The organism is Streptomyces sp. H27-D2 (assembly GCF_035828615.1).
GTDB lineage: Bacteria > Actinomycetota > Actinomycetes > Streptomycetales > Streptomycetaceae > Streptomyces.
In genome coordinates this window covers 1-13949 of sequence record NZ_JAYMZR010000089.1, presented here as the reverse complement: position 1 = coordinate 13949, position 13949 = coordinate 1, and the positions used below count along the sequence as shown (strand labels likewise).

At 68.1% G+C, this 13949-nt stretch carries 11 protein-coding genes and 1 pseudogene; 8 read left to right on the top strand and 4 right to left on the bottom strand.

Annotated elements, in window-relative coordinates; all coding sequences use genetic code 11:
• Positions 1–113 precede the first annotated feature (113 nt).
• Positions 114–1637, bottom strand: a complete 1524-nt coding sequence (locus tag QMK28_RS26985) for a hypothetical protein (protein WP_326442200.1) — start codon at positions 1635–1637, stop codon at positions 114–116.
• Positions 1638–1870: 233 nt separating this feature from the next.
• On the opposite strand from QMK28_RS26985, the gene QMK28_RS26980 reads away from it, so the two are divergent.
• Positions 1871–2359, top strand: coding sequence for a hypothetical protein (locus QMK28_RS26980; protein WP_326442199.1), 489 nt, complete (start codon positions 1871–1873; stop codon positions 2357–2359).
• Between the two features lie 23 nt (positions 2360–2382).
• On the opposite strand, the gene QMK28_RS26975 is transcribed toward QMK28_RS26980, so the two are convergent.
• Positions 2383–2910, bottom strand: coding sequence for a hypothetical protein (locus QMK28_RS26975; protein WP_326442198.1), 528 nt, complete (start codon positions 2908–2910; stop codon positions 2383–2385).
• Between the two features lie 470 nt (positions 2911–3380).
• Between QMK28_RS26975 and tap the strand changes: the two genes are divergently transcribed.
• The 5 genes and pseudogenes from tap to QMK28_RS34400 all read left to right on the top strand — a co-directional run bounded on the left by tap (position 3381) and on the right by QMK28_RS34400 (position 9139).
• Positions 3381–5486 (top strand): telomere-associated protein Tap, encoded by a 2106-nt coding sequence (tap, locus tag QMK28_RS26970; protein ID WP_326442197.1) that lies wholly within the window; start codon positions 3381–3383, stop codon positions 5484–5486.
• Between the two features lie 438 nt (positions 5487–5924).
• Positions 5925–6659, top strand: a complete 735-nt coding sequence (locus tag QMK28_RS26965; protein WP_326442196.1) for a dienelactone hydrolase family protein — start codon at positions 5925–5927, stop codon at positions 6657–6659.
• Positions 6660–6860: 201 nt separating this feature from the next.
• Entirely contained in the window at positions 6861–7814 is a 954-nt protein-coding gene (locus tag QMK28_RS26960) for a TnsA-like heteromeric transposase endonuclease subunit (protein WP_326442195.1), read from the top strand.
• Positions 7796–8140: pseudogene (locus QMK28_RS26955) on the top strand (DUF6415 family natural product biosynthesis protein); the annotation flags it as partial. The gene QMK28_RS26960 and the pseudogene QMK28_RS26955, both read left to right, overlap by 19 nt.
• Before the next feature lie 141 nt (positions 8141–8281).
• Positions 8282–9139, top strand: a complete 858-nt coding sequence (locus QMK28_RS34400; protein ID WP_443050838.1) for a hypothetical protein — start codon at positions 8282–8284, stop codon at positions 9137–9139.
• Between the two features lie 24 nt (positions 9140–9163).
• Here the strand turns inward: QMK28_RS34400 and QMK28_RS26945 are convergent, their stop codons facing one another.
• Entirely contained in the window at positions 9164–10075 is a 912-nt protein-coding gene (locus tag QMK28_RS26945; protein ID WP_326442194.1) for a DUF5937 family protein, read from the bottom strand.
• 215 nt (positions 10076–10290) lie between these two features.
• Here QMK28_RS26945 and QMK28_RS26940 point away from each other — a divergent pair, with 215 nt between their 5' ends.
• Entirely contained in the window at positions 10291–10746 is a 456-nt protein-coding gene (locus tag QMK28_RS26940) for a hypothetical protein (RefSeq protein WP_326442193.1), read from the top strand.
• Positions 10747–10826: 80 nt separating this feature from the next.
• Here QMK28_RS26940 and QMK28_RS26935 read toward each other — a convergent pair whose 3' ends face one another.
• The gene (locus QMK28_RS26935; protein WP_326442192.1) at positions 10827–12536 is read right to left on the bottom strand and encodes an IS1634 family transposase; all 1710 of its coding nucleotides are present in this window, start codon (positions 12534–12536) and stop codon (positions 10827–10829) included.
• Positions 12537–12917: 381 nt separating this feature from the next.
• Here QMK28_RS26935 and QMK28_RS26930 point away from each other — a divergent pair, with 381 nt between their 5' ends.
• The gene (locus QMK28_RS26930; protein WP_326442191.1) at positions 12918–13646 is read left to right on the top strand and encodes a pentapeptide repeat-containing protein; all 729 of its coding nucleotides are present in this window, start codon (positions 12918–12920) and stop codon (positions 13644–13646) included.
• Positions 13647–13949: the final 303 nt, after the last annotated feature.

Below are 13949 nucleotides of genomic sequence, written 5' to 3'. Positions count from 1 at the left end.
GAGTCCCCTGGAGGGAGACGGCGTCATCGGTGGCGCCAGAGCTGGTGCAGCTGGAGCGTCTCGGACTGCCACTGCGCCTGGTCCGCTTCCGCACCGGGAGCAAGATCCTGCCCTCAGCGGGACGCCAGCCGCCGGTACAGCCGTACGGGACTGCTGGTGTCGTTCACCGCGATCAGTGAGGACAACGCCGGCTCGTCCGTCGGCGTCTGCTGATCCACCCACACCAGCACCTCCAGCTCATCGTCGGGATGCAGAGGAGGCAGAGCGCCTCCCAGCTGACGGCGAAGCCGGGCCCAGGATGTCGTGGACCGTTCACGCGCGGCCTTCTTCAACGCACCCCGGACAGCGGCGCCGACCTCGGCCACGGAGCCGGCGGGAAGCCGAGGTGTGCCCGCCGGCTTCCTCTGGCCCTTGTTGCCGCCCCGCCCTGCGGCGGCCGGACGCGGCGCGTCACCAACGCGGCCCCGGTCGGGATGGCGCTGCTTGGCAGGGTGCCGGCTCTCCGGGAGGGAAGGCTGCTTGGTCTTCGCGGCGGCGGGCCGGGAGCGGCTCCCCTCGCGTGCCATCCAGTCAGCGACCTCGTGCCGCTGGTGCGGTGTTACCTCATCGCCCGCCGCCGCAGTCGCCTTCGACAGCGAGCTGAGCAGTTGGCTCCGCTCGCGTGCTGACAAACGGTCCGACAGACGCCGCAGGTCGCTCAGGATGTCCCGCATCCTACGGTGAGCCACCATTTGAGGGCTCTTCTTCTGGCTCGGCTGCCGTCGGGGCAAGCGCTTGGGCCCTCGCACCGGCGGCGCTGCATCGCGCTTCTCCCACCGGGCCGACCGTTTCAGATCCTCGAGAAAGGCGACCGCCGCATGCGCGATGGCATCCTCCTCCTTGCTCCGGTCGTGACCGGCGCTCGCGTCGGCTCGCGCCAGCAGCGTGCCCACCTTGCTCGCACTGCGGCTGCTGACCGCCGCCTGCAGGCTGCCGAAGAGCTTCCCCTGCAGCTCGGACTGCTGGTCCAGCCAAAGGCGGGCCTCCTCCAGCACGGCAGTCAGCTCCCCGCCCGCAGCCGACCTGGCCGGGCCGGCGTCCGCGATCTCACGGCATAACGCCGCCACAGCGGTCACCGACCCCGCCCGCAGCGCACCCGCCAACAGGCGGACCAGATCCCGCTCCTCGGAGGGAACGGGCACAGTCGGCTCACCGTGCGGGACCTGCCGCCCCGTGACCGTGCGCCGGGGCGGCGGCTTGCTGCGCGCGCGGACGATGCGCTCGACAGCCGGAGTCCGCAGACCGCGCGGCGTCATCTCGCAGTCTTCGAGCGCGAACCATTCGGTGTCCCGGGCGAACGCCTCGGTGCCGATCCGCACCCGGCGGACCGTGCCCTCGGTGTCGAGACGGACACGGTGCCCATACCAGCGGCGCACCAGCGTGTCCCGGTCCACCGGCACCGACATGCCCAGCACAGGCTCCGCATCCCCGTCCCACACCGGCGGCACGACGCTGTCCAGGTGCACGCGCAGCGCACCGCCGCCGTGCTCCCACACGATGTCGACGACGGAGCCGACCGGCACGCTGCCCGGCCGGGCGTAGTCGAATCGCGCGCGCTGGCCCCGGCTCTGCAGCCAGGCCGCGGCCGCGGACTTCACATAGAGGTGATCGGCGCTGGCGACATCCCGCGCCCGGCGCCCACAAGCATGCGGAACCCCGGCAGGGTCGGGGTTGTGAGCGAAGTGGCAGACCCGGTCCGTGTAAAGCTTTGTGTTGAGCCGACCGCCACAGCCCCCGAGCAACAGACCGCACCAACCAAGCGAGTCTGAGGAAGGAGTTCGCCGCAGCACGCCCCCACCATCAGCGGCCCGACGCCGTCGAACTGTGCTTCATGGCCGGTGGCGTGATGCACCACTGGAACGCTAAGGCCGCCTGGAACGTCCTCATGGTCAGCCACCTTGAGAAGCTGGCCGCCACTTTGCAGCAGCTCGTCGACGAAGAAGCCAAAGACCAGCGCCTGGCACCCGCCGAGGTAGCCAGGCTGGCCGCTGTCCTCCAGGCGTCGCCCGCCTTTCGCGCTGCCCGGGCCCCGAAGGAACGGCTCGCCGTCGCCCACCGCGAAGCCCCCGAGACCGTCCAACACCCGGGAGAGCGTCCCAACTTCGAGGGCGACGAGATCGTCAAGACGGCCTCACAAGCTGTCGACGGCGCTGCGGCAGATGCCTACGCGGGCCACGAGGCGCAGCTGCCGGTACTCGCGGACGAACTCCTCGCGACACCGGCCTGGCAGAACACCAGCAAGGGTCTGGCCCCCGTGGGGAAGTGCTTACAGACACAGGGGCTGTCCCGTCTCCGTCGATCTGGTCCCCGTCTCAGATGATCTGGTCCGATTCCCTGTTCGTCTCAGGTGAAGTGGTCCATGTCGAGCTCGGCGGAACGGAAGCCGGGCGGAGGGCGAAGATCGTTGCTGTGCCCCAAGCTTCTATCCTCTGGGTAGGGGAGCACTCGATGGGTCGGATCCTGCTCGGACCTGATCTCTCGGGAACCTCGGGCGTAAGTGCTGCAAAACTCCACCGGCTCCTTGAATGTGATCGTCATGAGAGGCTCAGCGCCCGGCATCGGAACGGCCGGACCGATGACGTAGTGATGACGCGTCACTTCGGCTACTGCTTCGGGCGGTTCCGTGGAGGAGAACGACAGGGGGCCGACCTGCTGGCCCGGTTCTCCTTCGACTGTCCACTCCGCATGCAGTTCCAGCAGCCCCGGCTCCGGACACTGCCATCGCAAGCGGGTGACGCACAGCGCACCGAAGTTGAACCACGCGCTCCAGCCTCGTCCATCGGTGAGAAGCCCCAGCTCAGAGGCTTCCATCACTCCGTAGGAGAACGGGAGGCTGCTCCAGTGACCCACCAGCATGTCATCCAAGTCCATCCAGGGATCTTCGGGTATCCGGCAGGAACTTGACCATTTCGCTGATCGGGCGTACTCGGAGGACGGGTGGGTGCCGTGATCTGTGCCGAACAGATTGTTTGAGACGGGTCGTCACTCACTCGGGGGATGTCCTCGGACTCGGCCGCGCTGCTGGACCACCTTCCGGAGCCGGGGACAGCGGCACCTGGTCGAACTGCTGACCGGACTTCCGCCGGCCGAAACGACAGCACCGGACCAGATCAACTGAGACAGCAACCAGCATTCGTGACTCAGGGGCCAGATCATCTGAGATTTCCCGCAGCCTCGTGTCTCAGATGATCTGGTCGTCGCAGGTCACGGCCCTGGCCCCGGACCAGATCAACTGAGACGGGACAGGCCACACTCCGCCCGAAATTGAATCCGATCGGGTTAAAAAATGGGTTAAACGTTGGGATAAACAGTGTTAGGGTTGAGGCACGAAGGGAGATCCAATGGCATCCGAGGAAGAGCTGTTCGCGAACATCGACGCATTGCTGGAGGAGGAGCCGCAGCTCCCGCCCCCGGCGGAGCGTGCCCGGCTGCGTGAGGCCGCCGGCGTCACCCAGGCCCGCCTCGCGACCGCGCTGAAGACCACGACGCAGTCGGTGAAGAACTACGAGAACGGCCGGAGCGAGCCGAAGTCGCCGCGCCTGGTGGCGTACCAGCGGCTGCTGAACGGCTGGGCGGCGAAGTACCCCGCGCAGGCCGCCGCCGCTGGGGCCGCGCTCATTCCGGGTGCCGTGCCGCGGCCGGTGCCAAAGACGTTCACCGGCCCGGCCGCGCCCGAGGCGCCCGAGGCGCCCGAGGCGGAGACCGTCGCACCGGTGGAGGCATCCGCCCCCGTCGCGCAGGAGCGCCCCGCCCGCCCGGCGACGTCGTCGCGCCGCCCGGCCGCGAAGAAGGCCGCCAAGCCCGCGCTGGACCCGCGTTTCCCGCACGGTCCGCTCGCGGTGCTGGACGGCGACGGCTCCGCGTACGGCGTCGACGGCATCGTGCTCGACTGCCCGGTGACCACGATCGTGGAGCTGGTGGAGTGGACCCTCAAGGAGTCCGGGCTCGGTGCCGCCAAGCTGCACCGCAACGGCAAGGACTCCGACCCGCTGATCGTCCTCACCGCCGCGGCCGCCGTGAAGTTCGGGCTGCCGAAGCGCCTGGAGGACCGCCGGGGCCTGCGCCTGGAGGAGGACCACCCGGTCGTCCAGCAGGTCATCAAGGCGAAGTGGCAGCTCACCCAGCGCGGGTTCGGCCCGTGGGCCCGCATCTACCGCAAGGCACAGGGCTCCCAGCTACAGTGCGTGCAACTCGCGATCCTGCCCTGGGACGCGCTCGACTCCCGGTCCTGGCCCGGCGTGGCAGACATGGAGCCGGCCGACATCGCCCAGGTCCTGGGCATCTACGCCCAGCGGGTCATCACCCCACGCGGCGGCACCGCGGTCACCGGGCTGACGCTGATGACGGAGCTGCGCCCGCCCACGCGCCCGGTGCGCGATGAGGAGACCGGCAACTGGGTCTCCGGCCACAACCCCGGCAGCCTCGGCACGCAGCCGATGGACCCGGCGCCCCCGGAGGGCCAGCCCGAACACCCCGCCGTCTTCCACTCCGGCTGGAAGGGCGGCTTCCTGCACGAAGAGGCGTACCAGTGGGTGCGGCCGGTGGACCTGCTCACCGATGAGGAGTGCATGTTCCCCTACGCGGTGGGCCTGGACCTGAACACCGCCTTCCTCGCGGCCGCCGCCCGGCTCACGGTCGGCCTGTCCGAGCCGGTGCACTTCGTGAACCCGCCGTTCAACCCCAAGGTCCCCGGCTCCTGGCTGGTGGATCTGTCCCCCATCGAGCTGGACCCGCGCCTGCCGTCGCCGTTCACGCCGACCGGCGAGCGCCCGACCGGCCCGGCCTGGTACCAGACGCACACCGTCGCCTACGCCCAGGAACTCGGCCACAACGTCCAGCCCCTGGAGGCGTACCTGCGCCGCGAGACCGGCGCCTACCTGGACCCGTGGCACGACCGGCTCAAGACCGCCTACGTCGACACCCTCGCCGACCTCGGCGTCACCCCCGACCTGTCCGACACGGAGTTCCTGGCGGCGATGGAGCGGCACAAGCAGGTCGACCCGGCGCTGACCGCCGTGCTGGCCGCGATCAAGGGCACCGTGAAGGGCGGCATCGGCAAGCTGTTCGAGAACCCGCAGGGCAAGGGCTACCAGGACGGCGACCCGTGGCCGGCCATGCAACGCCCCACCTGGCGCCCGGACATCCGCGCGGCCGTGATCAGCAAGGCGCGGGTCAACATGCACCGCAAGCTCAACAACATGGCGAAGATGACGGGCCTGTACCCGCTCGCCGTGCTGTCCGACTGCGTCGTCTACCCCTCGCCGGGGGAGAGCCCGCTCGCCTTCCTGCCGTACGCCGCGTCCGGCAAGCCGCAGCCCGGCGGATTCCGCCTCGGGACCACCCCGGGCCTGGCGAAACTGGAGGGCGTCCAGGAGATGGCCTGGGCGGTCGACCTGATGGAGAAAAGCTGCAACCCGGCCCGCCACATCAAGGGCGGCGACGTGTAGGTACTCAGAATCCGCGTCATGTTCTCGCAACTGATGTCCTCTGAATAGCACTTATGACGCAGTGCTGAGATTCCCAGCTCGGAATGAGGGAGTGTTTCGAAGTGCGGTCAGAACCGTGCAGCCGCAAGATCGCTATGTCCGTCACGGGCAGCGCGTCGGCCGGGTACGGGGTCCGAGGTGCTGGCCGAGATCATTCTCGCGAACAGCACTGTGGGCTGGGAAGCGCTGGCATCGATCCTGTCCGGTGGGCTACGTTGTGCGGCGATGACTACCGGGACGGCATTGCGCCACACACGGATTGGTGACCCGGCGCTCCCCTGAGCGCCGTACGGGCCGGTGCTGGCCCGCTGTTGGATCGAGGATCTGGCGCTGCTGCGCGGGCTCCGCCTCCTGTCGTGTTGATCACAGCTCGACACGTCAACCACGACAGGAGAACTCATGACCACCAAGATGCTGCACATTCCCACCGCGGACGGTCAGGTCGACGCCTTCGCCGCCTTCCCCGACGGTGGTAAGCGGCACCCAGGGGTGCTGATGTACGCGGACGGCTTCGGCATCCGGCCCGTGCTGCGGGAGATGGCCCGCGAACTGGCCGGACACGGCTACTACGTGCTCGTCCCCAACTACTTCTACCGGCACGGCCCGGCACCCGTGATCGAACTTCCCGAGCACATCGGAGAAGAAGTCCGGCCCGCGGTCTTCGCCCAGCTGATGCCCTTGATCGAGGCGCACACCGCCGAACGTGCCCTGAGCGACGCCGACGCCTACCTCAGGTTCCTCACCACCCAGCCCGAGGTCGGTGCCGGACCGGTCGGGGTGACCGGCTACTGCATAGGCGGCCTCCTGGCGATGCGCACCGCCACAGCCCACCCCGACCAGGTGGCCGCCGTCGCCGCATTCCACGCCCCCGTGGGCGCCGATGGGCCCGACAGCCTCGCCAAGCTGACCGCCCAGGTCCACCTCGGCCACGCCGAAGGCGACCTGACGCCCGAGGCCCTCGGTGAGCTCGACCAGGCCCTGGACGCCGCGGGGGTCGGCTACACCTCCGAGATCTACCCCGGCACCGTCCACGGCTTCACCATGTCCGACACCGACGCCTTCGACCCCGCCGCGCTGCAGCGCCACTGGGACCGCCTGCTGCCCCTCCTGGGCCGTACCCTCGCCAGCGGCTGAAGTTGCAGCCTGGTTTTGGACCCTGAAATACACGGCTCCGGGGTCCTCGGGGGGAATGATCACCCTTTCGGGTGACCGAAAGTGTGTTTGACTGTTCGTACTCCAGTGCCTGTGTAACTGTCCTGCGATCAAGGTCAGTTACACGGGCGCTGGAGGCGGATGGTGGATACAGAGGTGTGTGTTCGACTTGCCGAGGATGAGGTGTCCGAGGGCCACGTCTGGAAGTCGGTGCCGTCGGAGATGCTGTACGCGGCCGAGCCGTGGCGGACGTTCCGCTGGTACACGGGGCAGAAGCACTACTCGGGCTCGTACTGGTCGAGTACGCAGGCGGATCACGTCATCTACGAGTCGCGGCTGGAGCTTGCGCGGCTGCTCTACGCCGACTTCGACCGGGATGTAACGGGAATCGTGGCCCAGCCCTTCTTGCTGCGGACCGAAGTGGACGGTGCGCTGCGTCGGCACATCCCGGATTACCTGCTGGCCACCGGCAAGGGCCCGCTGGTGGTGGACGTCAAGCCGCGGCACCGGGTGGCCAGGGCGGAGCACGCGTTCACCTTCGCCTGGACCCGGGAGGCGGTCGAGTCCCGCGGCTGGCACTACGAGGTGTGGAGCGAACCTCCAGAAGCCGAACTGGCCAACCTCCGGTTCCTCGCGGGCTACCGCCGTGACTGGCTGTTCGAGTGGGACCTGCCCGAGGAGGAATGCGACCAGGCGGTGGACGAGGAGCCGCCACCGGATCGACTCTTCGATCCGGCCATCCTCGACGAAGTACGCGACCGGGTTGCGAGCGGGCACACGCTGGAGGCGGCGTTCGCCTGCCTGTCCGATCGGCCGGCTGTGCTGGTGCGGGCCGCGGTCCTGCACCTGCTCTGGAAACAGCGGTGGCTGACCGACCTGAGCGTTCCGCTCAGTGGGCCGCGATGCGCGTGGGAGTGGGGACCCGCTTCTCCTATGACGGCGAGGTCGTCGAGGTGGTGGAGCTCGCTGCCACGCAGGCGGGCGGCGAAGTGGTCCTCAGGGACGGCCGGGGACGCCTGCTGCGGCTGGCCGTCAAGGAACTGCTGTTGTCCGACCGCGCCCGCGTCATCCCGGACGGGCCAGGACCGGCCTCCGACGATCCGCAGGAGACGGCAGCGGTGGTGCTGGGCCAGCTGATCGAGGCGGAGCTCCCGCTCGACCGTGAACCGTACGAGAGCCTCGTCAAGGCCGTCCTCGCGTGGACCGGCGAGTACACGCTCACGACCCGCGACTACGAGCAGATCGCCCTCCAGCTCACCGGCCACGCCCGCGCGGTCGCCGCCGACGTCCGGCGCCGCGCGAGCCAGCTGCCGAAGAGCAGCGGGCGCCGGGCGCTCGCCGACGTCGTCCTGCGCGAGGCGGAAGGCAGGCTGTCCACGACGCTGGAGGGCACCGTGAGCTGTGTCCAGAACCGCGCCCGACTCGTCCGCGCCCTCTACGAACGCCTGGACCGCCTGGAGGCCGCGCCCACCATTCGGCCGTCTGAACTGCCGCGCATCCGGGTGCGGTCACGGACCCCCGGGTGCGCGGTGCAGCGCCACGTCTCCGGCTCCCGTCCCTCGTCCGGCCGTGTGGCCCACTCGGCCGGTGCTCGTTGAACGGGTATGACCACTGCGCTGCAAGCACCGGGCCGCCGCGCCCCTGAAGAGAGCCACCACTGCCAGCCGTACAAGGGTTACGACGACGGTGACAGCTGGCATCGCGAGTTTCTGGCCGACCCCGAGTTCCCCATCCTTTACAGGCGTGACCCGTGGTGCTGGTCACCGGAACTCGGGTTCCATCGCTCCCGCACCCCGCACGTCCGGCACCGGCTGACTGGAACCACGGGGAAGAAGTTCGTCAGCAACAACGGCATGAAGTTCATGCAGGCCGTACGGCTCGGTGCGGGTTGGGGCATCTGCGCCAGGCCGAACGAAGGCGAGTGGACCGAGCAGACCTGGAGGGTGTTCGAGGCCGTCAACTACGCGTGGGCCGGCGACCTGGAGCCGGTAGCGCAACTCGGCCGCATCGTCGGCCAGCTCGTGGACGGCGGTGGCCAGGACCGCATTGAGGACGACGACCCGAAACTCCGCGGCTGGTTCCGCGACGCGGTCCTCGAGTTCGTGCCCCATCCCGGCCTGGGCGAATGGAATGACGTCCTGCTGCGCGCCTGCCATGGGCAGGGCGAGCAGGACCGCGCCTGGGTCCGGCAGCAGATTCCGCCGGAGCCGACCCACCGCCGGCAGCAGCGACGCGAAGAGCCGCGCGTGCACGTCTGGGAGTACCTGACCGGCATCGCCCACCACAACGGCGGCATGCGCTCGATCAGCGCCACCTTCCGGATGACCGACCCCACAGAGGCCCAGGCAATGGAGTGGATGGCCATCTCCAGGGCATCGAGCGGGAGATCGGTGCGCATGTGTGTGGCGAGCTGCCATCCGACGATCATCCGGGAGTACACGTCCAGGACGCATGCGACGTAGGCCCAGCCCGACCAGGTGCGGATGTTAGCCGCGGGCTTCTTCCAGCAGACCTGCCGCATGTGCGGTCCGCTGGTACAACACGTAGCGCCCGTCTCTGACCTTGGTGACGAGGCGTGCGCGGTGCAGTGCGCTGAGGTGGTAGGAGACGGTGCCCGGGGTGCATCCGATCCGGGCGGCGAGTTCCGTGGTGGACCGGGCGGTTTCGAGGTCCGCCAGCAAGGCCGCTCGGGCGTTGCCGACCACTTGCGCGATCCTTCCGGACCTGCGATCCCTGCCGGCTCCGATCCGCTGGGCGGGGTAGTAGAGGACGAACTGCCCGGGGGTGTCGACCTGGATGATGACGTCGGGCCAGTTGAGCACGCTGGGGGCGAGGACCAGGTCCCGGCCGGTGACATCGATTTCGCCATCCCACGACTTGGCGAGGGTGATCGCGTCGCCTGCCCAATCCATGTCGGGGTGAAGTGCTCCGAGTGCCCGGCCGACGCCATGGGTGGCGATGGCCGTCGCGCGGTGGGCGATGTCCTGATCGATGATCGAGCGCAGTTCGGGCCAGCCCTCGGAAAGGGCATCCCGCCAGAACCGGGCGAGACCGTTGGCGAGATGTCGCTGCATCCGCCCCGACTCCGCGATCCGGCGGGTCGTGGCCAGCAGCGGCCTGTTCCAGTGGGTCCGGGTGTAGGTGAAGACCTGGGTTTCGAGGTCGTCCTGCGCTGCGGCCTCGATCTGTGCGATCTGCTCGTCGAGCAGGTCACGACGCTGCGCGTCCGCCCCTGGCTGAGGGGTGAGCAGGTCAGGTGTGTAGGTGTCGCCGTTTTGCGGCAACAGGTCCGCGAGCAGGGCAACGTCCGGATGGGCAAGTGACGCGCGGGCGAGTGGTCCGGGATCTCCGAACACCGGGTGCCGTCCCGATGCGGCGGTGAGTTTCAGCCACGCCATGGACTCCGACGCAGGGGAAGGGGCCAACCGCGTCCTGGACACTGTGTCGGCGTCTAAACGCAGAGTGAGCACCGCCCCGACGGTAGCAGTCGTCGCGATGGATTTGAACTGGCTCGAATGCTTTCCGGCGCGAGGTCCACGTGTGGTTGAGTCGTGTTGCCGAACAACGGCAGCAACGTTCACTGCCCGATCCGAAGAACCTGGGAGTGGTTGTCATGGTGAGATTGAAGGACACATCGAAGGCGAAGAGCCGCACGAGGAAGGTCGGCGCGGCCGTGATCGCAGCCGCGTCGGTTGCCGGGATGGTCTTCGCGGCGACACCCGCGACCGCCACCGTCGCCGCCACCAGCACCTTCTCGATTGAGTATGGGGCGAGCTACTACAAAGGCACGGCCGCCTGGTCCAACCGGACGGTCGACGTCAACGGATCGTTCAAGGCCACCGGGTGTCGGCGGGTCTACGCGCGGGCGTTTGCAGGCAGCACCTCACTGGACTTCCAGAGCACCAGCACCTGGTGCAACAGATCCGGGCCGGTGCACTTTCCCCTTGACGCGAACGTCGTCGGTGGGTCCGACAACATCTGGGTCTACATGACCGACGAAAACCAGAAATACCTCAAAGGACAGACCTGCTACCGCAGCTCCGGCTACTGCATCGACGGCCTGCACTAGCCCGAGTTTCCTAGATAAGTTGATCTTGAGGTGCGTCGCTGCAGGTCAGTGTGGCTTTGTGGGGTCCGCAACTGTATGACCTAAGTGCGCGGCGCGGAGGGGTCCAGGTCGAAGATGGCGGCGAGGTGGGCTTGGACTGTGGTGAGGTCGGTGAGCATCCGGCGTGCTTTGGGGCGGCCGCCGGTGGAGGGGTAGATCAGGACGGTTTCCTGGATGCCGGCGAGGTGTCCGAGGAGTTCGCGCACCGACATGGGCTCGTCCGCGCGGGCTGCCTGTCGTCGCATCAAGTGGGCGACGGTCAGGGCGAGTACGCAGGTGAAGACGTGGATGCGGATGTTGTGGTCGGTCCAGTGGTGCATAGGCCCGAAGGAGACGATGTGGGGGTCCTTGAGCTGCCGGAAGGAGAACTCCGCGTCCGATTGGGAGCGGTAGCCGGCCACGATGTCGGCGATCGTCCAGTCGTTGTGGTCGGTGACCAGCACGCGCTTGCCGAAGATCTCGTTCTCCAGGGCCCGGCGGGCTTTGGCGTCGATGTGCCAGGTCAGGCGGAGGTCCTTGGGAGTGCCGCCGGTCAGCTCGGTGGTGGTGACGCGGGCGACCCAGGGGTCCTTGGTGATCGCGGAGATCTCCGCCTGGACTTTCTCCGGGGCCCGCCGGGTCTTGCCGCGGGCCAGGGCGGCGGCGAGGTCGCCGAGCCGGGCGCCCGCCTTGGCGAGGGTCTGGTCGAAGCCGCGGCTCTGGGCGGTGTGCAGGGTCGGCGAGTGGGTGAGCACGACACGGCGGTCCCGGCCGTAGACGGTGCGCCGGGTCTGCAGCGCGGTCAGGCCCCCGAAGCGCGGCTCGTCCACCAGGGTGCGGGCGCGGGCGGGTCGCTTGAGCAGGTCGGCGCAGTGCGAGGGCGGGATCGAGCCGACGAAATGCAGCCCGGACCGGTCGAGGTGAGTGAAGTTGGCGACGGAGTTCTGCCCCGCGTCGAACACCACAGTGATCTCGCCCGGTGTCGCGTCGCCGGAGGCCAATGCCGCATGCCGGACGCACAGTTCGTCGATCATCGTGGTGAACTGGGTGACGTCGGGCCGGTTTCCTGGGTAGGCGTGGGAGAGCAGGGGAACGCCGCCGTCGCGGGTGACGACCAGGCCAAGGCCGACCAATCGCAGGTCGGCGCGCTTCTGCTTGGCCTTGCCGCGCTGGGCGATGGGGGCCTTGCCGTTCGCCGTGTCGATGTAGGTGGCGAAGTTGGTCATGTCCAGCGCGAGCGCCGACACGTCCAGGCTGAACTCCTCGATCATGCGCAAGGTGATCCGCCGCTCGATCTCGGCCAGCGCCGACAGCGGCACGTTCCGCATCGCGTCCCAGAACCGGCGATGGTCCAGCGCGGCGGCGGGGACCCGCGTGATCCGGTCGGCCGCGGTAGTCGCCCACCAGTCGGCGAACGCGGCCTTCGAGCAAGGGGCCGCCACCCGGTTCAGCGCGGCCAGCGCAAGGTAGGTGCCCGTGCTCGCCGCGGCGTCCGAACGACGAGCACCGATCATGGTGTCCACGGTGTCCACCACGCCCAGCCGTTCCAGGACTCCCCACGCTGCGGCCACATCCCCGAACGCGAGATGGCGGCTGTGCTGCGGCATCGACGCCGCATCCTTGGCCGCCTTGGCCGCCATCGCCGCCGCGATCTCCTCGGCCGTACCCAGGTACCGTTCCGACACGCGCTTGGGCTTGCCGTCCACGCGCGCCATCTCACGGAGGTAGTAGTACGTACCTCCGTTGACCTTCTTCGCGTACAGGCTCGCCACAACTTTAGGTCATACACCTTTCGAGGCGTCAGAAGCCACTCGATGTACCTCGTTCGTGCAGGTCAACACCCATCTGCAGCGTTCCCACCCACTTCCAAGATCAACTTATCTAGGAAACTCGAGCTAGACGACGTCTGCCAGAAAGGCGCGTTCGGGTGCTTCGACAGTGTGGCGCCTTAAATGCTCAAGCCCCTGTGGGGTCCCATGGGGCAAGTGACCGGCAAACGAGACATCGAAAGACTCCACCAGACGGCACATCGGCGTACCGCGGACCAACGTCGGCGACGACGGAGTCGCCGATTCAAGCCGAGGGGCGACCCGGGCGGCAGCCGGATGCAGTGGGCCGGATTGATGGCATCAACCTTGCCTGGCCTGGCTGCGGTGGCTGCGCTGCTCTTCACCTGGGTATCGGTGGGGCAGGCCAGGGATGAGCTACGGATCGCCGCGCAAGGGCAGATCACCAACCGTTTCAACGCCGCAATCGGGAATTTGGGGTCGAAGACTTTGGACTTGCGCCTCGGCGGCATCTATGCCTTGCAGCGCATCATGCAGGACTCCTCCCGCGACCATCCCGCTGTCGTCTCGGTGCTGTCCGCGTTCGTACGGGAGCGTGCGTCCATTCCGGTTCATGACACCGAGCAGTCAGAAACCGTGCCGCCTACCGATATCCAGGCAGCGATGACCGTTCTGGCAAACCGCAGTCCCGAGCGCGACGGGCAGGCTGTGGTCGATCTGAGGGGCGTTGACCTACGTGGTCTGAAGCAGATGTCGCGGGAGAACACATCTGTGTACGCAGCCGCCGACGTCATCGTGAGCTTCCCCAGCGCGATCATGGCCGAAGCGGACCTCAGCAGAGCAGACCTTCGCTACGCCGTGTTTCGCGACTCGGACCTCCGCAGCGCATCATTCCGATCCGCGGATCTTCGCCTGGCTGCCTTCAGCGACGCGGACCTTCGCGGCGCGGATCTTCGCGGCGCGAACCTCATCGGGGTGGAATTCGATGGCACTGACCTCCGCAGAGCAGACCTTCGCGGCGCGAAGCACAGCGGCGTTGACTTCGAGGGCACAAAGACTGCCGGGGCCCGAGGACTTCCGTCGTCCACGCACTAGATGCAATACCGGTGTTTTAGGGCTTCGTCCGTGGGGTTGGGGCTGTTTTGGTGGGCTTGGCGAGCGTGACGACGGGGGTGTCCGGGCGAGGCGAGTTGTTGTGTTCGGTGCGTTTGAGTGCCCAGTTGGACATTTTGCGTTTGATCACTCGCGGGTTGGAGCGTGGCCGTCGTGGTTCCAGGAGACGTTCGGTGATCTCACGCAGGGTCCGCGTCAGCGCCCGGGTGAGCCGGGAGGGGGGAAAAGCCCGCCTGGCTGGTGGTCTGCCGGCGGACGACGCGCAAGGTGCGAATGAAGGACATC